17 protein-coding genes are annotated in these 25,531 nt (G+C 65.8%); 6 read left to right on the top strand and 11 right to left on the bottom strand.

Translation table 11 applies throughout. The annotated features are described in order from the left end of the window. Positions 1-11 precede the first annotated feature (11 nt). The 3 genes from SH602x_RS00255 to SH602x_RS00245 form a co-directional block, all read right to left on the bottom strand. On the bottom strand, positions 12-1,202 hold the full coding sequence (locus tag SH602x_RS00255) for a Fic family protein (protein WP_479474900.1): 1,191 nt from the start codon (positions 1,200-1,202) through the stop codon (positions 12-14). Between the two features lie 120 nt (positions 1,203-1,322). Next, positions 1,323-11,228 (bottom strand): VIT domain-containing protein, encoded by a 9,906-nt coding sequence (locus SH602x_RS00250; RefSeq protein ID WP_479474899.1) that lies wholly within the window; start codon positions 11,226-11,228, stop codon positions 1,323-1,325. Between the two features lie 206 nt (positions 11,229-11,434). Then, entirely contained in the window at positions 11,435-12,166 is a 732-nt protein-coding gene (locus SH602x_RS00245; RefSeq protein ID WP_479474898.1) for an RNA polymerase sigma factor, read from the bottom strand. Positions 12,167-12,338: 172 nt separating this feature from the next. On the opposite strand from SH602x_RS00245, the gene SH602x_RS00240 reads away from it, so the two are divergent. Both SH602x_RS00240 and SH602x_RS00235 read left to right on the top strand, forming a co-directional pair. Beyond that, entirely contained in the window at positions 12,339-13,469 is a 1,131-nt protein-coding gene (locus SH602x_RS00240; RefSeq protein WP_479474897.1) for a class I SAM-dependent methyltransferase, read from the top strand. A gap of 134 nt (positions 13,470-13,603) precedes the next feature. Further along, positions 13,604-14,656, top strand: coding sequence for a hypothetical protein (locus SH602x_RS00235; RefSeq protein WP_479474896.1), 1,053 nt, complete (start codon positions 13,604-13,606; stop codon positions 14,654-14,656). Between the two features lie 73 nt (positions 14,657-14,729). Here the strand turns inward: SH602x_RS00235 and SH602x_RS00230 are convergent, their stop codons facing one another. Genes SH602x_RS00230 through SH602x_RS00220 form a run of 3 tightly spaced genes read right to left on the bottom strand, consistent with a single transcriptional unit; the run spans position 14,730 to position 16,599 of the window. Continuing rightward, positions 14,730-15,323, bottom strand: coding sequence for a class I SAM-dependent methyltransferase (locus SH602x_RS00230; RefSeq protein WP_479474895.1), 594 nt, complete (start codon positions 15,321-15,323; stop codon positions 14,730-14,732). Further along, positions 15,320-16,450 carry a deoxyribonuclease IV gene (locus tag SH602x_RS00225; protein ID WP_479474894.1) on the bottom strand — a complete coding sequence of 377 codons (1,131 nt, stop codon included), beginning with the start codon at positions 16,448-16,450 and terminating at the stop codon, positions 15,320-15,322. Before SH602x_RS00225 ends, SH602x_RS00230 begins: the two co-directional genes overlap by 4 nt. Before the next feature lie 17 nt (positions 16,451-16,467). After that, positions 16,468-16,599 (bottom strand): hypothetical protein, encoded by a 132-nt coding sequence (locus tag SH602x_RS00220; protein WP_479474893.1) that lies wholly within the window; start codon positions 16,597-16,599, stop codon positions 16,468-16,470. Between the two features lie 210 nt (positions 16,600-16,809). Here SH602x_RS00220 and SH602x_RS00215 point away from each other — a divergent pair, with 210 nt between their 5' ends. The 3 genes from SH602x_RS00215 to SH602x_RS00205 all read left to right on the top strand — a co-directional run bounded on the left by SH602x_RS00215 (position 16,810) and on the right by SH602x_RS00205 (position 19,587). Beyond that, a complete protein-coding gene (locus SH602x_RS00215; RefSeq protein WP_479474892.1) occupies positions 16,810-17,775 on the top strand; it encodes a DUF1559 family PulG-like putative transporter in 966 nt (321 codons plus the stop codon). A 179-nt stretch (positions 17,776-17,954) separates the two neighbouring features. Continuing rightward, positions 17,955-18,314, top strand: coding sequence for a transthyretin-like family protein (locus SH602x_RS00210; RefSeq protein WP_479474891.1), 360 nt, complete (start codon positions 17,955-17,957; stop codon positions 18,312-18,314). 73 nt (positions 18,315-18,387) lie between these two features. Next, positions 18,388-19,587: an esterase-like activity of phytase family protein gene (locus tag SH602x_RS00205; RefSeq protein WP_479474890.1), complete on the top strand. Its 1,200-nt coding sequence runs from the start codon at positions 18,388-18,390 to the stop codon at positions 19,585-19,587. 164 nt (positions 19,588-19,751) lie between these two features. On the opposite strand, the gene SH602x_RS00200 is transcribed toward SH602x_RS00205, so the two are convergent. The 5 genes from SH602x_RS00200 to SH602x_RS00180 all read right to left on the bottom strand — a co-directional run bounded on the left by SH602x_RS00200 (position 19,752) and on the right by SH602x_RS00180 (position 24,865). Further along, positions 19,752-20,081 carry a hypothetical protein gene (locus SH602x_RS00200; protein ID WP_479474889.1) on the bottom strand — a complete coding sequence of 110 codons (330 nt, stop codon included), beginning with the start codon at positions 20,079-20,081 and terminating at the stop codon, positions 19,752-19,754. 60 nt (positions 20,082-20,141) lie between these two features. Continuing rightward, complete coding sequence (locus tag SH602x_RS00195; RefSeq protein ID WP_479474888.1) at positions 20,142-21,377, bottom strand: glycosyltransferase; 1,236 nt, start codon at positions 21,375-21,377, stop codon at positions 20,142-20,144. 85 nt (positions 21,378-21,462) lie between these two features. Continuing rightward, complete coding sequence (locus tag SH602x_RS00190) at positions 21,463-22,767, bottom strand: tetratricopeptide repeat protein (protein ID WP_479474887.1); 1,305 nt, start codon at positions 22,765-22,767, stop codon at positions 21,463-21,465. Between the two features lie 67 nt (positions 22,768-22,834). After that, a complete protein-coding gene (locus SH602x_RS00185) occupies positions 22,835-23,998 on the bottom strand; it encodes a zinc ribbon domain-containing protein (RefSeq protein ID WP_479474886.1) in 1,164 nt (387 codons plus the stop codon). A 273-nt stretch (positions 23,999-24,271) separates the two neighbouring features. Then, entirely contained in the window at positions 24,272-24,865 is a 594-nt protein-coding gene (locus SH602x_RS00180) for a hypothetical protein (protein WP_479474885.1), read from the bottom strand. 201 nt (positions 24,866-25,066) lie between these two features. Between SH602x_RS00180 and SH602x_RS00175 the strand changes: the two genes are divergently transcribed. After that, a complete protein-coding gene (locus SH602x_RS00175) occupies positions 25,067-25,531 on the top strand; it encodes a YgaP family membrane protein (protein WP_479474884.1) in 465 nt (154 codons plus the stop codon).

Below are 25,531 nucleotides of genomic sequence, written 5' to 3'. Positions count from 1 at the left end.
CGCTTGCCGATTCACTCGCCGTCGGATGTCCGGCGCGATCGCTTGGGCAACCTCGATTTGAGCAGGCTCGGGAAACTTGCGGTCACCCGACCGGCGTCGATCGTCGCCAGTCCGCGATCGGCCAGAGCCTTCGCGTCACGCTTGACGGTTTGAAGCGACTTTCCGCCGTACGCGACTTCCAAAGCAGGCGACATCGTCGTAATTCGACTGATGTCTACTCCCTTCGACCGACCATAGAGAGCGAGCGCCAAGTCGCGTTGCCGACGCGACGTCTTGGTCTGATGGTCTCCGAACGAGTCGTAGACGTGTTCTCGCCAAACGGCGCGCCTTTGAAACCGGTTGATTTTGGCGATCTGGCTCTTCAGGCCATCGACCAGTCCTTGGACGGCATATTCGACGAACTGATAGGGGTTCCGCGTCCGACTGGCGACGTCCAGCCGGCGATAGTATTCATCGCGAGTCAGGTTGTAGTGGTTGCTCAACAAATGGGCGCAGGGCATCGGCACGCCTGCGTCGAAGAGAATCTTCAACTCGAGCAAGCGAGCCGTTCGCCCGTTGCCGTCGCCGAACGGGTGAATCCAGACGAAGTAAAGGTGTGCGAGAATAGCGCGGATGATCGCGACCGACATGCGATCGGACGACAGGTCGTTCCAAATCGGATGCTCGATCCACTCGCACAACTTCTCTAACGCCGGGCCGCGTTCGCGTACGCTGACGCCTCGATAGCGACCGACGACCACCTCGTAACTCGCGAACTCGCCCGGGACGACGCCTTCGTCGACCGGCAATCCCGAAATAGCCGTTCGGTTGAGCCCCTTCAGCGTCTCGATCGACAACCGAGCGGGCGGAGCCTGAAGACTCTCCGCGACGATCGCCGTCGAAGCGTCGATGATGTTCTGGATGGCCTTCTTCTGGTACGCACGCGACGAAGGGATCGTGTCCGTACCGCGTACGATCCGCTTCGCATCGCTTTCGCTGAGGGTGTTTCCCTCGATCGCCGTCGTGGCGAGAGCTCCTTTCGCCAGGTAGATCCCCAGAAACCTTCGGTGCAGATCCGGAGGAAGCAGCGTCTCGCCGACATGCACGCACTTCGACGCCGCGGCGCCGATCGCGAATAGCGCCGTAGGGCTCGCTCGACGGAAATCGAATTGAAAATCGATCCAGGGATGAGTGGCGAAAAAGTCGTACTTTTGATCGTCCAAACCAGGTCTTTTTATGACAGAGCGCCGGCAGAATCAAAAAAGGCTTCGATTTTGATCTGATTCTTGATCACAGATCCCCGTCGATTATCGCTTCTCGATTCAAGCAAGGCAAGTTGCAATTCAATCGCTCTCGCTCTCCGGCAGCTTCGACCGCAGCGCTTCGATCTTCTGGCTCAGATCCGCAGGCGGATTCGTCCAGGCGGTCTCGCGGAGCTTCTTGATCGTCTGGCGGAGCTCGTTCCAGCGCTCCTGCCGGATCAGGACTTCGCCTTCGCCGAGCCAGCCGGCGGGATCGAACGTTCGCAGTTCCTGAGCGCGGACGTACTGCCGACGAGCCGCGTCCAGGTCGCCCCGTTCCAGCCGCCAGCCGGCGAGCGCCAGGTGGCTGCCGCCTTCCGTGGGATCGAGTTCGACGGTCGTCGTCACCGCCCGTTCGATCATCGGATCGCCCGCATCCATGGTCCGGGCGAACTGCAGGTACAGGTCGTACTCCCGCGGCGAGTTTCGCAGGCGATCGATCCAGGCCTGACGAAGCCCCTTCGGATCTTTCGCCGCGGCGTAGGCCTCGGTTCGCAACTTGTCGAGTTCCGGATCGATGCCGCCCAGCTCCGCGGCGAGTTCCAGTTGCTGCGCGGCTTCCGCCGGCTTCCCTTCTTCCAGCAGCACGCGGCCCAGTTCCTTCCTAAGAAGCTGACTGTCCTTGCCAGACTGCTCGACCTCGGCGTTCCAGTCGGCGAGGAACTTCTCCCGGTCGGGCATCCTGCGGAGGACGTCCCGCAGCCGGTCGATCGGGTACCAGCGCTCGTTCATCCCCTCGGGCCAGACGACCACGGAGCTGGCCGCGGCGTCGAACGCCTTGCGTCCTTCTCCGAGCTGGAGGTAGCCCTGCGCGAGCGACTCGAAGTAGCTCGAGAACTGATGATCGCCCGACGCGACGGACTTGACGTTCAGTTCCCGCATCCGGATCGCCTCCTCGATCATCGGCACGCCTTCCTTCGCCCGGTCGACCTGGATGCCCGTCTGGCCGATCAGGTAAAGGTTCCCTTCGTCCCGGAGATCGTGCTTCTCCAGGTAAGCGAGCGCCTCGTCGAACTCGCGGTTCCAGTCGTCCTTACGGTCCGCGTTCCAGTAGGCCAGGATCAGCTCCCGGCGGTACTGCATGTTCGAGGGGACGCGTTCGATCAGCGCGAGGAGGTACGGAATGGCCTCGGGCTCTCGCTTATCGGTCCGCAGGTAGCTGACGATGTGCTCCGCCACCTGCGTATCGGTCATGCCGTTCCGCCAGGCCTTCTCCAATACGACGACGGCGTCCTTCGTCATCGCCAGATCATTGTGCAGGAACTGCGCGACGAACAGCAGCGCGTCGAGCGAATCGGGCGTCTCGGCCAGAACCTCCAGCGCGGCGCCCTTGAAGCGATCCTTCTTCGCGACCCAGAACAGGCCGACTTCGTTCTCGTAGTTCCTCGACCAGCCCGCCCGACGCGAAGACTGGCGCCAGCGCATCTCGCGCTGGATCTCCTGAGTCATGAACCGCGCGGTCGGCTCTTCGAGTTCGCCGAGTTTCTCCGTCGGCGACTTGTCGATCGTCAGTCGCAGGTAGGCGATCGTGTCGTTGAAGTTGCGGTTGCGGTGGTCGATCTCCCACGCCAGCACAGGGGGGTAATCCTCCAGCCGATCCAGCAGGAACGCCAGTCGGCGCTTCGGCGAGAAGACATGCTCCAGCAGCGAGCCGTAACGGTTGATCACGCTCGCGAACGCCTCCGGGAGATCTTCGATCGCGTCGTTCAGCCGGTTCGTCACGAACCGGTCGACGTCCTCGCGAACGCCGGGAATGCCCTTGTCGAAGGCGACGGTGAAGACGTCGGCCAGGAAGTTCAGACGCGATTCGCGATCCTTCGGCTCGGCCTGCTTCTCCCGCGCGATCGCCGCGTCGCGGAGCGCGATGTAGAGATCCTTTCCGCCGCCGACGGAGACTTCCTGCCGGTGATACATCGCGGTTCGCCAGAGCGTGAGCAACCTGGTTTCGTACCAGTCGTCGCCCAGGCTCTTTCGAGAAACCGCTTCCACCCCCGCGAGCAGCCGTTCGCTTTCGCGATAGCGCGAATCGAATTCCAGCATCGACATCCGCTGCGCGAGGAGTTCCTGCAGCGCGGAAGGAAAGGCGTCGGGATGAGCGTTCCGGAAGTCGTCGAACGCCGCCTGGCCGATCAGGTAGGCCTGCTCTCGCGGGTTCCGCTGGAGCGGGAGGGCGAGCCCGTCTTCCGGGATCGCGAGCAACGCCTGCATCCGGAGCGCGGCGATCCGCAGGCGGTCTTCGCTGGTCTGGCCGACGACGCGTTCGATCCGCTCCATCTGGACCATAATCTCGGTCCGCAACTCCGGTCCCAGCGTGGCGTAGTCGAAGATCGAACGCAGGAACGTCGCCGCGGCGACCGCCTCGTCGGCGCCGTAAGGCCGGTCGCTCGCACGACGGAGCGCGGCGAGCGCCTTCTCGGCGTGCGGCCCGGGCTGGTTCAGCACGTTCGCGGCCCGCATCTCGACCGTCGCGAGCAGCAGGTTCAGCAGCCGGCGATCGGTCGCGCTCTGCGGATCGTCGCCCTGACTTGCCTTGAGAAGTTCGTCGATCACCTGCCGCATCTGGTCGAGCGTCGCCTCTTCATGCACGTTCGGCAGGAGCTGCGTCGCGACGGTATGCGTGAAGGCGTAGGCGACGCCGGCGGTACGTCCGACGACCTGGCGCGGGAGACTGGCGAGCAGGCGGAAGTCCTTGCTCCCGAGGTAAATGTCACGCACCGTGCCGACATAGTTCTCCGGGTTCGACGACTTCTGAAACAGCGCGTCGATCTGGCGAAGCGTCTCTTCGTCCAGCGTCTCGGGATGGTCCTGGCTGCTCCACTCGTAAGCCGTCTGCTGCAGCATTCGCGAGAGCTGGTACTCGTCGGTCAGGTCCCAGGCCTCGCGGCGAATGGCCTTCCACGCCGCTTCGTCCCCCTGGGCCAGCTTCCAGTCGGCCAGCAGCAGCAGGTCGCCCGCGTCGAGCGTCCGATCCGCCTTCAGTCCCTCGAACAGCCGGATCGCTTCGTCGAGTTTCGTCCCATCTCCCGGCTGGCTCTGCTCGGCGAGAAACATCGCCAGCTCCCGGCGCCAGGGGACGGTCAGCTCGCGTTCTTCGTCGGCCTCGCCGTCGCCCGCCTTGCCTGCGACCAGCGTGCTCCACTTTCTCAGCAGGGCTTCGATCCTCTGCTTATCTTCGCGAGCGAGCAGGAACTGGTAGAGCATCTGCCGCCAGGCGAGCGACGCCCGAGGCGCGTCGGTCGTGGCCTCCAGCCAGCCCCGCACGAAGTCGACCAGTTCCGCGTCGGCCTTGGGCTTCGTCGCGAACCAGGCGAGCATCGAGATCGCCCGTCCGATGAGGACGCTCTTGAGCAGACGATCGGTCGCGGCGGCTTCGTCGGCGAGAGCCTTCTCCGCGTTCGCTTCGGCCGCGGCGTCGGCGGGCGCTTCATTCTCCGCGGGCCCTTCTTCGTCATTCGCTTCGCCGACGACTTCGGGTCCCGGCTGGGCGCCGACGATCTCGCGCAGCGCCTCGACGATCGCGTTATGATCGCGGTCGAGCTTCGCCAGCAGCGACCAGCCGAACAGATCGACCCAGGGGCGCAGAACTTCCGGCGCTTCGTCGCGGAAGTCGGTCAGCAGGGCGACCGCCTTGTCGACCGCGGCGGCGTGCGCTTCCTTCAGGGCCTTCGTATGCTCGGCCCGGTTCTGCGGTTCTTTCTCGGCGAGCCGCTGAATCGTTTCGCGCTGCGGTGCGAAGAACTTCTCGACCAGGATCGGCGGGACCGATTCGAGCTTCGCGAGCTGGGCCAGCTTCCGCTGCGAGGGCGACAGATCCTCTCCCATCTTCGCGATCTCGCGCAGCGCCGCGGGGAGCGTCTCTTCGACCTGATCGGCAGGCGGATCGAGCAGCAGATCGACCAGCCGTTCCTGGAACGTATCGCGAAGGGCGCCTTCCTCGGCGACGATCTTCCGCGCGTACTCGACCCGATCCTGCCACGTAAACGGCAAGTAGGAATAGAGATCCCACAGCAGCCCGGTCAGTTCGTCCTTCCGATCGCCGTTCGCCAGACGCTCCTGTTCGAGGTACGTCGCGAGGTCGCGATGGAACGCGAAGAGCTCCTCGCTGCCGTCGTGCTGCAGATGGTTGCGGAGGATCCGCAGCTCGTCGAGCGTGACCTCGCGGTAAGTCGCGCGGAGCGTCTTCAGGATCTCTTTCCGCAGCTCGGTCCCTTGCTCCATGCCGCCCAGCGCGCTGTAGGAGAAGAGCGTCGTCGCCAGCTCCCAGCGCTCCGGAAACGCCAGGAGCTTCTTCCCGATTTCGAGCAGGTCGCGAGCCATCGGCACGGTCAGGGCGTGCCGCGAGATCTGATGGACGTAGCCCAGGCGATACCGCAGCGCGGCCCGGGCCTGACTCGCCTCCTGGTCAGTCAGCTTGCCTTCCTTCAGCGCCCGGTCGAGCCACTTCGCGACCAGTTCTTCGGCCTGGTCCTGTTCCTGGATCGCGAGGAGCGCCCAGAGCAGTCGGGAGTAAGCGCCATCGTCGGTCGTATCGCGCTTCGTCCACTCGCGGAGGAAGTCGACCAGCTCCTGGTACCGGCGATCCTGTTCCAGAATCTCCGCGATCGTCGAGCGGAAGCTGTCCCGTTCGCCGTCGTCGTACGGCTTCTGTTCGTCGAGCAGTTCGCGGAGCAGCGTCAGCGCCTCTTCGGAGCGGTTCTGGTTTCGCAGGCGCCGGGCGTACTGAAGCTGTTCGCTGACGCTCCAGGGCATGGCCTGCGAACGGACGCGCATCAGCTCCGTCGCCTCAGCCGTGCGGCCCAGGTTATCGAGGGCGTATATGCGAAGCTGCATCCACGCCAGCGTGCCGTACTCGGGCAGCGGCTGCCGGTCGTACAGCGGCTTGAGCGCGTCGAGCATCTCCAGCCACCGCGCCGTCGTCACGGCGCCGGAGAAGTAGTCGCGCCAGATGCCGAGTCGCGGATACTCGTCGGCCCGGAACTCCTCTCCGTCGGCTTTCGCCTCCGCCGCAAGTTCGTTCAGCTTCGCGGTCGCCGTCGCGAGGGCCTTCTCTCCCCGACGGGCCAGCCGATCGAAGTGGAACTGAATTTCATCGATCGCGATCTTCTTCTCGCCTGCGATTTCGCGAATCCGGACAAGCGCCTGTTCCGCGGCGTCCCAGCCCTGACGCCCGACCTCGGTCGTGAAGATGACCCACGCCTCTTCGAGACTTGCGCCGCCCGCCTGCAGGCGCGCCTTCGCGATCAGGAAGGAGGGAAGGTCGACCGCCAGCCAGAGCGTCCCGTCCCAGAACGAGGTCGCGTCCGCGAAGGCGGCGTCATAAGCCTCGGGCGCGAGCGCCTCCAGCGACTGCACGGTCTCCGAGTCGACGCGACCCTCGCCGTCGAACGACGTCTTCTTCTGCGGCAGGGTCAACCCGCCCGCCTGCACGAAGTCGTCATAGCGGATCTCGTTCCACTTCTTCGGCTGCCCCTGCCCGTCGAGCTGGTCGCTCCGGGAGGTCTCGACGCGCGTGACGACGTTCTTCGAAAGGTCGATCGTCAGGTTCGTCTTCCAGACTCCGGAGACGAGTTCCAGCACGGCGGTCTCGCCATCGTCGGAGAGCACGCGAACGTCGTACGAGCCGTGCGTGCGATAGAGCGGCTGTTCGATGCCATGACCGAAGCCGTCGATCGAGGGGAGAGCTTCGCTCTTCGCGGCGTCGCGCACGCGGCCCGTGCCGCGATGAGGATAGGCCGCACGACGCTGGCCGTCGGAGACGGTCTCGACCGTTTCGAAGACGGTCGGGGACGTCGATCGCACGAGCCAGCGTCCTTCGGCGACGAGCGCCTCGGTCGCGTTCTTGCCCGTGACGCGGTTCCAACGGGCTTCGTAGGAAGTCGTTTCCGAGCGGAGGGCGAGCCGCGCGTCCGGCGCCAGATCGTCGGTCTGCACCAGGCGATCGGCCAGTCGAATCGCCTCGGGCGTCCAGTTCGCAGGCAGCGGCAGTTCCGCCGCCCGTTCCTTCGGCGCCGCGTGCAGGGGCGGGAAGAGGTCGGGGAAGGCTTCGACGGTCGGGGCGTAGCCATACGACCGACCGACCGGGAGGAACGCCAGCGACTGTCCCGGCTTTTGCGGCGCCAGATCCGACAGGGAGAAAAAGTTGGTCGTGCCCAGGCTTCGGACCTGCTGTCGCTTCGCATCGTTGGTCAGAACCATGCGCTTGCCGAAGCGACCGTTACTGATCGAACCCCCGTAAGGGCCGCCGCCAGGGGCGTCCGCACGTCCGTCGACGTACCCGTACTCGCTCTCCGCCAGGTCGAGGCCGAACGACGCTCTGCGGTCCCACACGCCGCGAGATTCCTCGGCCTTCAGCCCGCCGTCGGGCTGATTCCCGAAGTCGGAGAGGTAGTCGTCCGCCGGCTGCGGATCGTAGACGGCCATGTCGAAGTCGGAGTCGAACGCCGTCCCATCCGTCAACTGCAACAGGGCGGGCAGCTCCTTGGCGATCGATTCCCGATAGGTCAGGGCGCCGAGCTTCGTCTTCTGCCCCACCTCGAGCTGGTCGTACAACTGCCGCGACACGCCGAACAGTTCGTTCATCGAGCCGCCGCGAGCGGCGCCGCTCCAGCGACCCGCGACCGTCTCGCCCAGCATCGCCTCCTCCTGGAAATACCAGTGCGACCCGGCGCCGGAGGCGGAGACCGACGAGAGAACCGTGAGACTGCGCCGGTTCAATTGATCGAACCGCTGCTGTATCGGCGCGAACAGGGGCTGATCGCCGCGGCCCCGGCTGGCGATCGCGGCGAGCGCCTGCAGCCGCAGACCCTGCCGGTAGCGGGCCGTCTGGGCGAGCAGCTTCTGCCGCTGTTCGATCTTGGCCTTCTCTTCGGCGGAGGCGAAGAACCGTTCGCCGTCTCGCATCGCGACCTGGCGCTTCACGCCGAAGCGTTCGCGATCGGCGTCGCTCTCCAGCACCAGCAGCGACGTGTAGGGCGTAATCAGGCGGAACTCTTCCGAAAGGCCGATGATCTCCGCCTTCGCCTGGCCGTCGACGCTCTGCGACAGCAGGTGATCGATGCGCGCCTTGCCCCACAGCCGCGGGATGAAGGAGCTGTCCTCCTCCTCGCCTGACGCTTCGCCTGCCTTCGCGTCGTCCGGATCCGTCGTCTTCACGGGAACGGAGGTCGAGGCGGGCAGCTGAATCTGCGCGACGTACTTCACCGGTTCGCCTCGCAACTTGCCGGTCACGATCGCCCGTCCCGTAATCGGTTTCTCTTCCGGCATAAAACGACCGACGACGATCTGCTGCATCCCCTCGGGCAGGCGGAGCAGTTCCTCGGGATAGACCGCCGCGGTGCGGATGCCTTCGAACGCGAGCTTGATATCCGTCAGACCGGGCGAAGCGATCTGGGCCAGCCATTCCTGCACGACGAGGGCCGAGTCGTCGTCCGTGTTCAGCAGGCGGTACGTTCCGCCGCCGATCTGCGACAGCCGCTTGAGCATCCGGGCCTCGTACGTCGAGCCGAGCGCCATGGCGTGGAACGTGCCGAGCGCGCGTTCCTTCGCGATGCGGTCGATCTCGGCGAGCGCGGGTTCCGGCGTCGCGTCGCCGACGGTCACGATGCCGTCGCCCAGGTACAGGACGTGCGTGTTCTCGTCGCACTGCGGCGCCACGGTCGCGACCGCCTTCGCCAGATCGGTCCAGCCGAACGACAGCCGGGAATCGAGCCGCGCGATCGCCTGATTCCGCGCTTCCTCGCTCGGCGGCTGCCAGTCGCCGTCAATGAGGGTATCGACATCAGTCGTCGCCAGCAGGAACTGATCCTGCGAGCCGAGCGCGGCGAGCGTCGCCTGCACGAGTTCCTTCTGCCGGCTGCGCGACGCGTCGTCCATCGAGGCCGACGTATCGCAGAGCAGCAGGATCTTCAGCGGCGGTCCGTCCTGCAGCACGGCCCGCTTCCACGCGCCTTCCGTGGGCGGAGTCAGTTGCAGCAGGAAGTACCCGTCGGTCCCGCGCTGGTGCGGGATGAAGACGACCTCGGGTCGCATGCCCGACGTCTCGAAGACCATCTCGAAGTCCGACTGCGGCACGTACTCCCGCGCGGTGAACTCCGCCTGCGCGGTCGTCGCGTTCTGGTCCAGGCGGATCGCGTGCGTGGGCGAGTGGATGTTCGCCAGCGGAATGGCCGACTGCACGTCGACATGGATCGTCAGTTCGTCGAGCGGGTTGCGGCGGAGCAGGTCGCTCATCAGGGCGTAGCGGTAACGGTACGCGCCCGACCGCATCGGCAGGACCTGCGTGTACTCGATGCGAATCTTCTTCGACGCGTTCGCCTCGATGGGGAAGACGCGGGCCTGGAAGACGTTGCCCGCGGTCCATTCCAGCAGGCCCGGATCGCGTTTCTCGTGCAGGATCGTTTCGTAGATCTGCCTCGCCCGCTGCTTCTCGACGATGTCGGCGTCGACCCGTTCGTTGCCCACCCACATCGCGAAGCCGCTGATCGAGGCGTCGGCAGGCAGGGGGAAGGTGAAGACGCCTTCCAGCCGCTCGTTCGTCTCGTTAACGAACGTCTCCTCGATCACCGTCCGCGCGATCTGATCGCGGATGGTGACCTTCACGCGATGCTCGCCGATGGTGAGCGGCACGTTGCGTCCGTCGACCTCGACCAGCAGCGAGCCGAGGGAGTTGCCGACCGACGTCGTTTCGAGTCCGACGAGCCATTTCGGCGACGCGTCGAGCTGCGCGAGCGTGTCCTGCGCACGGACCTGCAGAAAGAGCTTGCCCGCCTTCTGCAGCTCGAACGAACCCTCCTTCGGCCCGACGGCGACGAGGGGTTCATCGAGATCGTCGACCGCCTCCAAGACGACGTCGCCGTCATGGACGCGAATGCGGTTCTCGTCGAGGAATTCGACCAGCGCCCCCGGGCCGAGCGTCACCCGGGCGCCGCCGTTCATCCGCACGACCGCCGCATGAGCGCCCCGCAGTTCCGCACGCAGCCAGTCGCTGGGGAAGAGCCGCGTCTCCCGCCCGACCGGCGTCCAGCGCCGCTGATCGAGCGGACGGAGCGTCACCACGCCGTACGCTTCCAGGATCGTGGCGACGCCGCCGTCGCCGCGAAGATCCGTCTGCGCCGCGAAGGCGTTCACGGGCGGCGCCTGATTGACCGCGACCAGGTGGAACTCGCGCAGCGGCACGGCTCGTTCGTTCTCCTGCCCGAACGGATAGAAGAGGAGGCTCTTCAGTTCCTTCGACGCGATGCCGGCGTAGGCGACCATCTGCAGATCGCCCTCGGGTCGCGCGATCCGCATCTCGTAGCGATAGCAGGCTTCGTCGTCGTAGGTGACCGCCGCCTCGGGCTGCAGGTTCTCGATCGCCTGCCGGTCGACGTCGGCCAGTTCCAGCGCCGCGAACAGATCGAGTTCCTGCGTGGAAGCGTCGAAGTAGGGCGACGTCGATTCGTCGACCGTCGACTGGGTCTCGTCGACTCGCCACAGGCGACTGCCGCGGACGATGTCGTAGCGGGTCGGCGACCACTCCTTGCGCATCTGGCCCGGCGCCTCGACCCACAGCCTTCCTTCGCCCTCCTGCTCGCGGAACTCCAGCGTGAGGGAGTTCGCCTGGCGCAGGCGATCGAAGGCGTCGCCCAGAGGAAAGCCCTGCGCCGGTTGCGGCTGCATCATCCAGCCGACGACGGCGACGGAAGCGACAGCCGCGGCGAGCGCCAGCGTGCGAAAGATCCAGGTCATGGGACGAGCGCCCGAAGAAGAGGTTCCGCGGCCGGCAGAGCCGACGACGAGCGGTTCGGAAGAGCGTTTCAGCGGGTCAGCGGACGGAGCGGCGAGGAACGCTTCGCGCGCAGCCTGTCCGATCCGATCGAGTCGATCGGCGTTCGGCGCGACGACGTCCTCCCGCGCAGCGTTCAGCCACGGCAGCAGGTCGTCATCCGGTTCATGCGGCGTATCGTTCATCGCGATCAAGTCAGAGCGTTTAGCTGGTTAGCAAAGCGCGAGTGGTCAGGTCTGGCTCTTCTCGGGCGGCGCTGGCTCTGCCAGTGTCGAAGCGGGAGAGAGTCGCCCATGACGGCGAAGCGAAATCGGATGTCCCACTGGCAGAGCCAGTGCCACCCGAAGGAGCGTATGGCCATAAACGTCATGTGCAGGTAACGGTCGGTCAGTCAGTCAGGCTTGCGGCGTTCGGTTGCGGACGCGACCGGCGTCTCCGCGGGTTCGGCGGGAGGAGGTCGTTCTCCCCGATCCGTCACGGGGCGATCATTCACGGGGTTCTTGAATTCATCCGGCAGGACGCGGCGAAGCGCCTGTCTCAAGGCGTCCCGCGCCCGGGCGAGCCGCGAACTGATGGCGACGGCGCTTTCGCCCCGCGCTGCGGCCAGATCGTCGAGCGTCGCATCGTCGAAGTACTTGCCTGCGAGCAACTCCGCGTAGTCGCCCGGCAGGCAGGCGAGCGCTTCGCGAACCGCGCCCGCCCGCTCCTTCGCGGAGAGGCGCCGTTCGGGTTCGCTGAGCGCTGCCGAGCCTTCGCCCGTCGCGCCGTTTCCCGCACTGCTCGCGTGACCATCGAGCGCCCCGGCGTCCAACGATCGGGCGAAGCTTTCGTGCAGCCGACGGTTTCGGTAGGTCTTCCGCCAGGAATCGGCGATCCGCCGACTGGCGATGCCGAGGATCCAGCCGGCTGCCGTCCCTTTCGCGGCGTCGAACGATCGGGCGCTCCGGGCCGCTTCGAGGAACGTCTCCTGCACGAGATCAGCGACCGTCTCTTCGCCGGCGCCGGTCGCGTTCGCGACATAGCGCCAGACGCGCTCCCTGTACCGGCGGTACAGCGAGTCCCACGCGTCCGCGTCTCCTTCCCGGAGCCGCAGCATCGTCGAGACGTCGTCGGGCTCGTTCAAAAGATTTCCTCGTCCCCGTGCGTCGTCTATCTGTTCGCGGCGACCGCTGGGCGTCCGTCGCGGAAAGAGCGGAAGTTCGACGAGTTTTCAGGAGAAAAGTTCCGCGGGAGAGCGTTTACAGGCGACATGCAACCTTCTGAGCGGAGGGCGTCAGCCCTCCGAGTCTTCGACGTTGACGGATCGATCGCGCCACGAACTCGGAGGGCTCACGCCCTCCGCTCAGGAAATCGAACGCGATAGAATCGTCGCGCTTCCGCGAAACTTCTCCCCTCCGCTCGACCCCGCCATGTCCGCCTCCGACGCCGCGCTCGTTCTCGACTGCATCCAGGGCTTCCGACGCTCCAAGGTCATGTTCGCCGCGGTGGAACTGGGCGTGTTCGACGCGCTGGCGGAGGGTCCGCAGTCGCTGGCCTCGCTCGCCGGGCGGCTGGCGTGCAGCGAGGACGGATTAGAGCGCCTGCTCGACGCCTGCGTCGGCATCGGCTTTCTCCGCCGGCAGGGCGACGACTACGCCAACGCGGACGTCGCGACGAAGTATCTCACCTCGACGAGCCCCGATCGGATGACGGGGTATCTGAAGTATTCGAACGACGCGGGGTGGAAGCTGTGGGGCGACCTGGAGGGAGCCGTCCGCGAGGGGTCGCATCGCTGGACGGCGGTCTACGGCTGGGAGGGGCCGATCTTCTCGCACTTCTTCCGCGACGAGCCTGCGAAGCGCGAGTTCCTGATGGGGATGCACGGCTTCGGCCTGATCAGTTCGCCCGCCGTCGTCGCGGCCGTCGATCTCACTCCTTATAAGACCTTCGTCGACCTGGGCGGAGCGACGGGCCATCTGGCCATCGCCGCCTGCGAGCGGTACGGCCATCTTCGCGGCGTGGTCTTCGATCTGCCCGAAGCGGTCGGACTGGCCCGCGAGATGACGGGCGCTTCCCCGGTCGCCGATCGCCTTCAAGTCATCGCGGGAGACTTCTTCGTCGATCCGCTGCCGCCGGGCGACCTCTACGCACTGGGGCGGATCGTGCATGACTGGAGCGTGCCGAAGATCGTGGCGCTGCTGACGCGGATCTTCGACGCCTTGCCGCCCGGCGGGGCGCTGCTGATCGTGGAGAAGGTTCTGGCCGACGACAAGTCCGGCCCGCCCTGGGCCCAGATGCAGAACCTCAACATGCTCACCTGCACCGAAGGCAAGGAGCGGACCTTCGCCGAGTACGACGAACTCCTCCGTTCCGTCGGCTTCGTCGACGCCCGCCTCTACCGCACCGAATCGCCTGCGGACGGCGTGCTGGCGGTCAAGCCCGTTTAGTCGATCGATTAGCGGCAGGGCGGCGTCGCCGCAGCGCCTTGAGCGCGAATCGATCGAATCGGACGGCAAACTGCATGCTCGATGCCGGCATGGATTGATTGCCTCGATACTCCTTCTCCGAAGCGCGGGCTCGCATGTCCTCGAACGATCCGACGTCCGAACGCGAGCCGGTCGCACCGGGACAGCGAATCGCCGCGGCGCAGGATCTCGTCCTGCCGAGTTACGACACCTGGCGCGGCGAAGGCGACCTGCTCCGTCTTCCGACCAGCGACGCCGACGAACCGTTGCGTTCGTTCTGTCGCGAGTTCGCCGGGCTTTCTGCGGAAAGCCGCGAAGCGCGAAGAAGCGCGCTCACGACGGACAGCCTCTACGCCCTGTTCACTTTCGCTCATCGTTCCGCGGTCTTCGCGATTAGGGCAAACGACCGGCAGCGCTGGTTCGATGGCCTGCTTGCAGTCGCGGTGGTCGATATCGATCGCGTCGATATCCGCGAGTTCCTACCGGCGTTAAACGTGCTCGACTGCACGTCGATGCAGTCGAGCATTACCGACGCCGAGCGAACCGAGGCCTTCAAAGCCGCCGCGGACTTCGCCGTTCCCAAGGTCGCTGATCTCCTGCGACGGAAGGCGGCAGAGGCGCGTCCGGGCGAAGCGGAACTGCGGGAGCGCTGCTTGCTCTGGACCGTGCGGACGGTCTACGGCGTCGGTCTCGTAAATTGCGGCATCTTCGAATTTCGGCCGGTGATCGATCTCCTCGGAATCGCGATCGAAATCGGAGGTCTTCTCGAATCCGATCGGTATCTCGCCTGTAATTTCACCATCGCTGAAAGTTTTTCCGCGGGCTGGTTCGGAAAGGGCGACGTCGACGAATGCGCCGCGATTCTCGCTCGCCTGCACGGCGTTTCGCTCCTGGTGGGCCTCCTTCGTCCGGAGCCTGATTCGAGCCACGTCCAGATGCTAGACGCGTGGATCATTGAGACAGCGAACAGTGCAGACGCCGCTAAGCTGCTTCGCCTATCGGAGTCTCCCGCGGAGCGGCCGAAGCTGGGAGTCGCGAGACAGAACTTGTTCGTGTTGATCGTCGCCATGTCCAACAAGGTCAACATCGACCTTCTCGAAACGAGCGACTCATTGCGACGATTCGAGCCGGAAGTCGCGCGTATTCTCGAATCCGCATGCCGGCGATGATCGGCGCGACCGTGACGCCCGCGCCAACGACCCGCCTGCGGGGCCGGCTCCTCCGCCGACGGCATCCTGGCGATCAAGCCCTAAGCCGATACCGCCGCGCACGCACGCGATCGTGGAGGCGTTCGTCCGCGAGGTCGAAGCCCCATTCGGGCTTCAACTCGGGACGCTTGTGCGGGGTGAGGATGAGGAGATCGTCGGTCGACCGGGCGAGCGCCTGAACCACGCGGGGTAGCCAGGAGGCTTCGCACAGATGAAGCGCAAAGCTGCAGACGACGAGCGAGTAGCGACGGTCGTCGAGCGCCCCCTCGGCGATGGCTTGAAAGGACCAGTCGAACGCTTCGGTACCGGTCCGTTCGCGATAAGCGTCTTGCGTGAACGGATCGCAGGCTTCGATGGTGCGGGCCTGATCGGGGGGAACGAGATCCCGCAGGGCGAGCGTGACTTCGCCGCTGCCGCAGGCGAGGTCGAGGACCCGGGAGAGATCGAGCTTCCAGTCGAGCGCGACCTGACGCAGCAGTTCGGCGATCGTCGCCTCGTGCGGGTTGCGATAGCCGGCGCCATGCTCCTGATAGTAGGCCTGCGGCCCGAGCGCCTCGTAACCCTTCCGCACGGCCTCGAACGGCGCGGCGCCCGGGGCAGGGCGCTGCGGCTTCTTGCGGCGGGTCACGCCTGCGACTTCTTTCGCGGAGCGGACTTCTTCTTCGCGGCGGGCTGCTTCGCCGCCGGCGCCTTGGGGGCGGCTTTCTTCGCGGGAGCCTTCGTCACGGTAGCCTTCTTCACGACGGCCTTCTTCGGCGGCGCCTCGACGACTTTCGCGACGCTCTTCTTCGCAGAGCCCTTCTTTGCAGCAACCTTCTTCGCGGGACCTTTCGCCTTCGTCGCCTTACCGTCGGCTGCCGCTGCGGGCGCGCTCGGTTTGGCGAGGATGGTACGTCCGGCGGCCAGGTCGCGGACGGTGCGGAGGTTGATCGAGTCCCAGTGTTCGCCGTCGCGTTCTTCCTTCGGCGTCTCCAGATACATCGGCAGCTTGCTGAAGAACGAATCGGTCACGAACCGTCGGAAGCCGTCGAGGCCGATCAGCCCTTCGCCGATGTGATCGTGGCGATCGACCCGGCTGCCACGGGCTTTCTTGCTGTCGTTCAGATGGACGGCGCGGATCTTGTCGAGGCCGAACGCTTCGTCGATCTGCCGCTTCATCTGATCGAAGTCGTCGGCGTCGGCGAAGCCATGCCCCGCGGCGAACGCATGGCACGTGTCGAAGCAGACGCCGACGCGATCGGACTGTTCGATCCGCTCGAGCATGGCGCCGAGATGGGTGAAGTCATGCCCCAGGCAGGACCCCTGGCCGGCGGTGTTTTCCAGCAGGATCTCGGCCTGGAAGCCGTCGGCATGGACCTGTTCATGCACGCGGTTCACCGCGGTCGCGACGCGTTCGATGCCGACTTCTTCGCAGGTCGTGGTGAAGGCGCCCGGATGGACGACGACGTACTTCACGCCGAGCATCTCCGCCCGCTGCAGTTCGACGACCATCCCCTCGATGGACTTCTCCCACAGTTCGTCCGACGGCGCTGCGAGGTTGATCAGATACGACGCGTGCGAGATCGGCTGCCCCACGCTGTGCCGGGTCAGCGCGTCGCGGAACAGCTTCACGTCCTCGTCGGCGATCGGCTTGCCGGCCCACTGGTTGTTGTTCTTCGTGAAGATCTGGACGACCTCCATGCCGAACGAACCGGCTTCGTCGACGGCCTTGTAGTAGCCGCCCGCGATCGACATGTGGGCGCCGAGCTGAATCATTCGTCGGAACTCGCTGTTCAGGGTTGCATCGATCGGTCCATCGCTCGCCGCTTCGCGCCTGGGAACGAGAAACTCCAGGTTCGCTGCGACTGCTCGTCGGCGAGTCGAATGTAGCGGGTCGGTTCGGCGACCGCGATGCGTTGACGCATGAAGACCGATCGCGAAGGTAGAGCCATCGCGGAGCCGGAATTCATTATCGCGCGAACGAAGTCACGCCGGAAATTCATCGATGCTTCACGATTTCTTCATTCTTCATCTCGATACTCGCCTCTTCATCGTTTCCTCTCCGTTTCTTCTCCGTTTCATGGCGTCGATCTTCATCGATGCCGAGACGCGATGCGACCACTGGCGAGATCTTTATGAAGAAGCCTTCGCGCGGTTTTACGTTAGTCGAACTCCTGGTCGTGATCGCCATCATCGGCGTCCTGGTCGCGCTGCTGCTGCCTGCCGTGCAGGCGGCGCGCGAAGCGGCCAACCGCATGTCGTGCGGCAACAACCTGAAGCAGATCGGGATCGGCCTGCACAACTACCACGACACGCTCAAGTGCTTTCCGCCGGGGGCGATGGCCTATCTCAATAACGGCACGCCGGTCAGCCCCGCGGCTGCGGAGCCCAGTCGCACGGCCGTCACGGGCGGCTGGGGCTGGGGTACGTTCATCCTGCCGTTCATCGAGCAGGGAACGCTGTACGACCAGCTCGCTCCGAACGGTCCGAACTTTCCGGCCGCGCCGAACGCCCAGACGATGACCGTCCTGAGCGTCTTTCAGTGCCCGAGCGAAGCGAGCGGAGAACTGCACACCGCCTACGCGCTGGGCGGCGATAACGGAGGCGTGGGGCACGCTCGGTCGTCCTACGCGGCCGTCTGCGGAAGCGGCTCGAACGCCGACTACGCCAATAAATCGCCGTCCCATACCCGGGGCGCGATGTTCTACAACAGCAAGACGAAGATCGCTTCGATCATCGACGGCACGTCCAACACGCTCCTGGTCGTCGAGCGCTTCTGGGACGGCGCCGACTCCGAGAAGCGTCGCGGCAGCGTCTGGGTCGGCAAGTGCCCCGGCGGCGCCAACGACTCCGGGAACAAGTATTCGACGCTCATCCGAGTCGAGAATCACCCGAACTGGGTCGTCAACGGCCTCAACAACAACGCCTCGGCCAGCAATCACGGCGGAGCCAGCGACACGGGTACCGTCAAAAAGGGCGGTTACGGGGTCCAGGGCCTGCTCGGCGACGGCTCGGTTCGCTTCTTCAGCGCCAACATGAACGGCGCCACCTGGCAGGCCATGGGCCAGATGGGCGACGGCGCGGTCGTCACCCTGGAGTGATTCCCGAGCCGCCGATGCACGTTCCGAACGCCGGACGACTCCGGTTCGTCCGCGACGACGCGACGAGCCGGACCGCGTTCCTTCCCCCGACAGCGCCTGATTGCGGAGACGAGACCTTGGCCCGCTACCGACGAATTGATTTTCGAATTGCCCGACGGATCGGGGCGCTCGCGATCGCGATGACGGCGTCGCTGTTCGTCGGCTGCGGCGGCGATCTCGGACTGACGCCGGTCACCGGGACGGTGACGCTCGACGGAAAACCGCTTCCGAACGCCGAGGTCGTTTTCCGTCCCGAAGACGGTCGGCCGTCGCTCGGTACGACGGACGATCAGGGGCGGTTCGAACTCCGATACTCTTCGGACCAGATGGGCGCTCTGCCGGGCAAGCACAAGGTTTCGATCAGCACGCGCGGCGATCAGAGCGCGGAATCCGGCGTCCCGGAACTCGTGCCCGCCCGTTACAACGCCCAGACGACGCTGGAGCAGGAGGTCCAGGGCGGACAGCAGCCGCTGACGTTCGACCTCCAATCGAAGTCCTGAACCTGCTGACGTTTCCCGACGACCTCGCTCCGCGCTCCGTCGCTCGTTCCTTCGCACCGTTAGAAGTTCCGGCATGATTCGAGCGCTTCGTAACGCGGCCGTCGCCGCACTGTTCGCGATCTGCGGCAGCCTGTCCGGAAACGAGATCGAGCGGCTCGCCACGATCGAGATCGAAGGCGACTCCCGGGACGCTTCCGGCCTCACGGAATTGCTCGAAGGCGACGTGCCGCATGACCGCTTCGGCGGCATCTCCGCGATCGAGCATCTCGGCGACGGACGTTACCTCGTGCTGCCCGATCGAGGACCGGCTGACGGCGCGACGCAGTACCGGTGCCGGTTCCATACGGCCGAACTGGCCCTGCATGCCGGAACGAAGCCGAAGTTCGACTTCGCCCTGACGTCGACGACGATGCTGCAGGACGAGCGGGGTCGCAACCTGCTCGGTACCGCGGCGATCGACCCGGCGCGACCGCAGGAAGCCGCACGTCGACTCGATCCGGAGGGCCTTCGACAGTCCCGCGACGGAATGATCTGGGTGTCGGACGAATACGGCCCGGCGATCGCGGGCTTCGACTCTGCCGGTCGACGTCGGCGAACGATCCCCGTTCCCGAGATGTTTCTGGCCGACCCTTCGTTCACGGGCGACGAAGACTCCGCCACGCGCGGTCGCCAGGACAATCGGGGCATGGAGGGTCTCGCGATCTCCGCCGACGGTCGGCGTCTGATCGGACTGATGCAGGGCCCGCTCCTTCAGGACGGCGCTCTCGACGCGGAAGGCGAGCGCCTGGGCCTGAACTGTCGTCTGCTGGAAGTCGACTTGGCGACCGGCGCGACGCGACAGTTCGTGTACGTGCTCGAAGATCCCAAGCTCGGGCTCAACGAAATCCTGTCGATGGGCGGCGACGAGTACCTCGTCATCGAGCGAGACGGCAAGGAAGGCAAGAAAGCCGTCGTCAAGCGGCTCTATAAGATCGACCTTTCGGAGGCCACGGACGTCGGCGCGGTGGAAGCCCTTCCCGCGCAGGACCTCCCCCCGGACGTTCGCCCGGTGAAGAAGACGCTCTTTATGGACTTGCTCGATCCGCGATTCGGTCTGGCGGGGCCGTCGATCCCGTCGAAGATCGAAGGCCTGACGTTCGGGCCGGACCTGCCCGACGGACGCAGGACGCTGCTGGTCGCGACGGACAACGATTTCCTCGCCGACCAGCCGAGCCTGATCTACGTCTTCGCCGTGCCGAAGGGTCTGCTGCCCGGCGTCAAGGGAAGCGACTGATCGCTCCGCGAGGGCGACCTGGGGGCAGGCAGTCCCCGCTCGATCGGTACGAAGAGCGAGTCGCGGCGCTGGCCTAGTTGATCTCGATCGGTACGACGAGCGCCGATGAGGATCGCTATCGAGACTGATGCCTGTCCGAGCGATGAAGAACGTACCGAATCGCTTCAACGCTTCCAGAACTGCCACCACCGACGCGGAGTCTCGTCGTACCAGAGGAAGCCCGGCTCCAGGTTGTCGACGTCGTCGAACGAGACCAGTTCGACGATCTCGGTCACGTCCATGATCGGCGGATCGTCGGGTCCGTTCTTCACCAGTTCCCGCAGCCGTTCGGTTCGACGGATCGCATCGACGGCGTCGTTCTCCGCGAGCTTCGGATCGTCCGCTTCGGCGAATCGAAACGTGATGAAGCCATGCTTCGCGAGCTTCCCGTCCATATCGACGAGAAAGTTCTGACCGTTGATCGTTACCCGGTACTTCGGCATCGCTCGGCTCATCGACGGAAGGGCGTTTCTCTTCTACTTGCCGGTCCTGCTGACGACAAGCTGTTCCTGTCTTTATCGAGCCTGTACCAGCCTTTCCACTGCTACCGCCGAGCGGCGTAATCCATCGTGGGGAGCGAGCCGCGACGCGATGCGGCTGCTTGCGTCGACAACCGCTGACGACGCAAGCAGCCGTTGCAGCATGTCGGTCAGTCGCTTCGCCGTGATGCGCGTCGCGGGAAGGGAATCGCCGACGCCGAGGCGACGGACGCGGGCGGCGTTGTCGAACTGATCGTGGGCGAGCGGCGTCAGCAGTTGGGGGATGCCGGCCAGCATGGCCTGCGACATCGACCCGATCCCGCCGTGATGGACGAAGCAGGCCGCGCGCGGAAGCAGCCGGTCGAGCGGCACGTAGGCGAATCGAACGACGCCGGGCGGAAGCGGCGAGGGAACCTGCTCGGCGAACTCCGTCAGCAGAATGCCGCGCCGCCGGAGCGCGACGCAGGCCTCGACGGCGGCCTGGAAGAACGCGCGTCCGTGAGCGTTGGCCGAGCCGGGCGTGAAGACGATCGGCGGATCGCCCGCGGCGAGATAGGCGCCGACCTCGGCAGGCAACGCTTCGTCGGAGCGGTCGTTCCAAAGCGGGAAGTCGGTCTGAACGAGCGGCGTCGGCCAGTCGGTCTGCGGCCTGGCGTACCACTCCGGGAACATGCAGAGCACGCCCGAGGGCGAGTTCCACCATCGCACGATTCGACGGATCGGCGGCAGGCCCAGTTCGCGACGCCGCTCGTTCAGGAACGGGCAGACCGTCCGGTCGATGACGAACCGCTCGCCGATGCGAAGGCAGGCGCTCTGCATCCACCGCGGTCCGAAGAGGCCGGGCAGCGTCGGCGGTTCGATATCGCTCCAGATGCCCGCCGGCTGAAGTTGCAGCGTCAGCACGGGCAGGCCGAACTTATCCCTCGCATCGAACGCGCCGAAGCCGAAGCAGTTGGTAATCGCCGCCGCGTCGCCGCCCTGTGCAAGCCGGGCGTGGGCTTCGTATTGCTGCACGAAGACGTGCCGGATCGAGCGGAAGATGTGCCCGAACGCGCGGCGCGGATGCCACACATCGGGATGGCGAACGCAGGCCTGGAAATCGGCCTCGTCGCCGAGCGGTTCGAACGGCAGGCCATGCCGCCTGACCAGATCGCCGTACTGCGCGCTGGTCATGAACGCGACGTCGTGCCCCCGCTCGCGGAGTTCCAGCGCGAGCCCCAGCATCGGAAAGACGTCGCCCGAGCTGCCGAAGGTGGAGCAGAGGAAGTGCAAGAGAAGCCTGCTTTCAGCGGAGCCGAAGCGTGCGGACGGAGCGCCGGCGGCGGAGAGGCCTCGAAGGGTCGATCACGCCGATATCTCACTCTCTCGCCAGCTTCTTCCAGACGTCGGTCTCCTGAAACTCCTGCCAGGCGGGATCGTCGCGACGGATATAGTCGCAGGCGTAGGACATCGGGATCTGCCGCACATCGGCGAGTTCGCGGATCCAGGAGGCGGCTTCGTCGAATTCGCCCTCCAGAACGGCGACGTTCGCGAGCGCCGCGTAGACCGCGTCGAGCCCCAGGTCCTTCGACGGGTCGGCCTGATAAGCCGCTTCCGCGGCGGCCCGCGCTTCAGGCAGTCGATCGAGCGAGCAGAGCAGTTCCGCACGGTAGGCAGAAAGATAGGGATCGCCGCCGACGTGCGCGGCGAGCTTGTCCATCATCGCCAGAGCCTCGACGTAGCGCTCTTCCACGTGGTAGCGGTCGGAGCACATCAGAAAGGTCGCCGGATCGTTCGGGTAAAGCTCCGCCAGGCGGTCGGAGTGTCGGATCAGGCGCTCCTGGTCGGGCGCTGCCGCGCTGATCTGCATGACGATGATGAACTTCTCGCGTTGCATCTCCGGAGACATCGTCGCGACGAGCGCATCGAGTCCTTCGTAGTCGCCTTTCTCGACCAGCAGTCGGGCCTTCGTGAAGTTGGCGAGCTCGCGATCCGCGGCCTCCGATTCAGCCTGGGACATTCTGCCTTCCATCGGACCCATGGCCGCGATCATCAGACGTCCGACCGACTGGCTGAGCCATTCGCCGGTGGCGTAGATGTAGACGTCGGCGATTCGCGCGCGCCCGTCGACGCCGCGACTGAAGGCGAACTCGTGATAGTTGAGTCGCGCGTCGTTGCCGATCAGGCGGAAGAGCGCGGTCTTCCTGCCGTCGCGTTCGTGGATCCGCAGACGGTGGTAGTCGCCGTCCGGGGTAACGATCTTCGACGTATCCGACACGAGCCGGCGCAGGATGTCGTCGCCGCTGACGCCGCCCTTCTCGAACCCGCGGCGGAACTGTTCGGGGTCCACGCTCTCGTATCCCGGCTGCTGCAGAATCAGCGCGAGGAAGGATTCCGTATCGAACAGACCGATCAGGCCCGACGTGTCGCCGGCGTCGATGGCGTCGTCGAGCGTCCGGGCGAGCCTCTGGCTCTCTTCGTCGGTGACCGCGGCGAACGCGGCGGTCACCGCCCCCTGCGACGCTTCGCGGCGTTGTTCCTTCGCCTTGTCGCGCGCCGCGCGCATCGCGGCCCCCATGTCACAGCCGGCGAGCAGCGTCACGACGACGAGCAGCGCGGCGAGAAATGCCGCACGGCGATTGCGGGATGCGTTCCTGAACTCCCCCCGCGCGAATCCCTGCATCGAACTACCGCAACCAATCCGAAGAAGTCTAAAGTATGCCTGCCAGGACGGCACGCAGGCCCGTCGCTCACTGCGTCAGAATCGAAATGCTGATGACCAGCATGCCGATCAGGACGGCGACGATCCAGAAGCAGGAGACCACGATCCCGAGGACGTAGCCGAAGGTCGTCATGCCCCGACCGCCCGGGTTCATCAGGCCGAGGTTCATCGCCCGGAGATCAGCCCCGCCGAGATACCAGGCGGCGCCCGAGAAGACAGGGCAACCCAAGAGCAGTCCGAACAGTCCCAGCAGGAAGACGACCTCGCCCCGGTGCGGCTGCACCTGCGTCCCGCGAAAGGGACTGCCGGTCGCGTTCGCCGGCGCTCCGTAAGGCGACGCGGAATAGGAATCCGACGTCGCCGTGCGGCGGACGGGCTGCCCCGCGGCGTAAGGGTCGGCGCCGGACTGGCTCGCGCCGTAAGCGCCGCCGAAGGAAGCCTGGCCCGTCAGCGACTGCGGACGGGGAGCGTAAGCCGTCTGAGCCAGGGGAGCCGACGGCGATACGGGAGCCGACCGGCGAACGTCAGGCTGTTCGTTCGGAAGGGGAAGGAGTTGCGGAAAGAGCGTGGCTGCCGGGATCCAGGATTCCTGGTCGCCCTGACGCAGCGAGCAGTCGGAGTCGATCCGCCCCTCCTGCAGCCAGCGGTCGAGCTTCGCCCGATCGACCGGTCCATACGTCCGCCCCTCTGGAATCCGCAGATGCCATCCCGCGGGCGTCGGAACCGAGGGCATCGCCGAAGGAGTCGCGACGGCGGGAGACGGAATCACGGGAGTCGCTTGCGCCGGCCGACCCGCCGCGGTCGAAGCGTCGGCGGAAGGGGGCCTCTCGACGGCGAGAGCTTCGACCTTGGGCGCTTCGACGCCAAGCGCTTCAACGTCAGGCGCTTCAACGTCAGGCGCTTCAACGTCAGGCGCTTCAACGTCAGGCGCTTCAATCCCGGGCGCGTCGACGGCGTCTGGCGAGTCGGGCGTCGCGACCGCGGGCGAGTCGCCGCCGCCTTCCGCTTCGCGACTGCCGGGGGCGGTCGATTGCAGCGTCGGCGCCGGAGCGACCGGGTCCGACCGATTCGCCAGCGCCACCGCCAGCGGAAAGATCCCTCCGCAATGGGCACACTGGGCCAGCCGTCCCTGCGGGGCGTCCGGCACGGTCAACGCTTCGCGGCAGTGGGGGCAGTTCGTTTCGGTCGGCATGGCGAACCGGACGGGCGGCATTTCAGCAGGCTGCTGCGAACGGCAGTCAGCCTGCGTTCGTCGCAGGAGGCGACGACGAGAGGGAGGTTCCGCCCCCCCTCTCGCGAGCCGTGAGGAACTTGTTCCGAACCTGGCGAGACTATGGAACGCCAGGAAGGCGTTTCGCAGCAGTCTGCCGGGGCGCAGGGCGAATTGTACCCTCGGCCTGTGCGGCACGTCCTCCGTTCGCTCGAAACCGGGCGATCTTGCGATGCGCTCGACCTGCCGCAGCGTTCAGTGCGCTCCTTCGCCCGCGACCGCCGGTTCGCCCGTATAGGATTCGACCTCGACGGTCGTGCTGTCGGTCGCCGCGCCCTCGCGCTCGGGCCACTCGCCGGTCGCGACGGCGCGGAAGCCGGCGTCGCGCGAATCCTGATCGAGCATCATCTCGATCATCTTCACGGAATCCTGCGGGCGATTCACCTTGCTGAACCGTTTTGCCGCGTTCCAGGCCGCGTCATCGCGGGCGCCGGCGTCCTGGATGCCCAGGATCGCGCGGTTGGCTTCGTCCGCGTTGTTCGAAAACTCCGCCGCGAGAACGGCGAGCGCGGAGTCCCGGTCCGCCGTCGTCTGAATGCGGTTCGCCGCGTTGAGACGTGTTTCGAACTCGGGGGAGACCGAAGCCGGAACCGCGGCGACGTCGTCTCCATAGTACGCCGGCGTCGCATAGACGATCCGCGTCTCGGTCGTGCTCGATCGGGCGAAGCCGTAGGCGAGCATCGCCCCGAGGAGCAGCAAGGGCACGCAGGCGGCGGCTCCCACGATCGCCAAGAGAATCACGCCCCCGCCAGATCCGCGCCGAACCGGCGGTTTCGCTTCGATAGTCATCTGTCTGCTCCCAGATTTCGCTGAACTGGCGTCGGCTGCCTCTCCCGACCAGAAGGATTCGTCGCTCTTCCTCCATTCTTGTGCAGCGTGCTCATTTTCGGCACGTCATACGCATCGTATCCGGGCGAAATCGGGCCCCGCGAGCGATTCCCGCCTCGAGGGCCCGTCGGAACGAACGTTCAGAACTAAGGAGATCCAACCATGTTCGCTGCATCGATGACGCGAGTCGCTGACAACACTTCGGACGAAGCCAACGAAGCGATCCGCGAGAAGATCGACCAGAGCGTCACGCACTTCGCGGCCACCGACCCGCGGCAGATCGGCCAGCGCCTGGAAGAGCTCGATCAGGAATGGGACGTCGAACGGACGCTCCAGGCGAACGCCGCGACGGTCGTGCTCGTCGGCACGGCGCTCGGGATCTTCGTGGATCGAAAGTTCCTGGCGCTGCCGGCGCTGGTGGGCGGATTCCTGCTGCAGCATTCGTTGCAGGGCTGGTGCCCCCCGCTGCCGATCTTCCGCAACCTGGGCATTCGCACGCAGCAGGAGATCGCCCAGGAGCGTTACGCGCTCAAGGCCGTACGCGGCGATTTCCGAACGGCGTACGACGCCAACAATCCCAGCGGCGGCGGTCGGGCCCACGAGGCGCTGCGCGCCGTGCGGCGATAG

This window comes from Lignipirellula cremea (assembly GCF_056501455.1).
The sequence above is the reverse complement of the archived record's forward strand: the minus strand, read 5'-3'. Positions and strand labels throughout refer to the sequence as shown.

What these genes read in the sequence shown, in the direction of transcription:
- SH602x_RS00180 (WP_479474885.1), bottom strand. Translation starts at nt 24,865, where the DNA reads ATGACTATCGAAGCGAAACCGCCGGTTCGGCGCGGATCTGGCGGGGGC.
- SH602x_RS00210 (WP_479474891.1), top strand. Translation starts at nt 17,955, where the DNA reads ATGACGGCGTCGCTGTTCGTCGGCTGCGGCGGCGATCTCGGACTGACG.
- SH602x_RS00200 (WP_479474889.1), bottom strand. Translation starts at nt 20,081, where the DNA reads ATGAGCCGAGCGATGCCGAAGTACCGGGTAACGATCAACGGTCAGAAC.
- SH602x_RS00225 (WP_479474894.1), bottom strand. Translation starts at nt 16,450, where the DNA reads ATGATTCAGCTCGGCGCCCACATGTCGATCGCGGGCGGCTACTACAAG.
- SH602x_RS00215 (WP_479474892.1), top strand. Translation starts at nt 16,810, where the DNA reads ATGAAGAAGCCTTCGCGCGGTTTTACGTTAGTCGAACTCCTGGTCGTG.
- SH602x_RS00190 (WP_479474887.1), bottom strand. Translation starts at nt 22,767, where the DNA reads ATGCAGGGATTCGCGCGGGGGGAGTTCAGGAACGCATCCCGCAATCGC.
- SH602x_RS00205 (WP_479474890.1), top strand. Translation starts at nt 18,388, where the DNA reads ATGATTCGAGCGCTTCGTAACGCGGCCGTCGCCGCACTGTTCGCGATC.
- SH602x_RS00185 (WP_479474886.1), bottom strand. Translation starts at nt 23,998, where the DNA reads ATGCCGACCGAAACGAACTGCCCCCACTGCCGCGAAGCGTTGACCGTG.
- SH602x_RS00250 (WP_479474899.1), bottom strand. Translation starts at nt 11,228, where the DNA reads ATGAACGATACGCCGCATGAACCGGATGACGACCTGCTGCCGTGGCTG.
- SH602x_RS00175 (WP_479474884.1), top strand. Translation starts at nt 25,067, where the DNA reads ATGTTCGCTGCATCGATGACGCGAGTCGCTGACAACACTTCGGACGAA.
- SH602x_RS00235 (WP_479474896.1), top strand. Translation starts at nt 13,604, where the DNA reads ATGTCCTCGAACGATCCGACGTCCGAACGCGAGCCGGTCGCACCGGGA.
- SH602x_RS00220 (WP_479474893.1), bottom strand. Translation starts at nt 16,599, where the DNA reads ATGCGTCAACGCATCGCGGTCGCCGAACCGACCCGCTACATTCGACTC.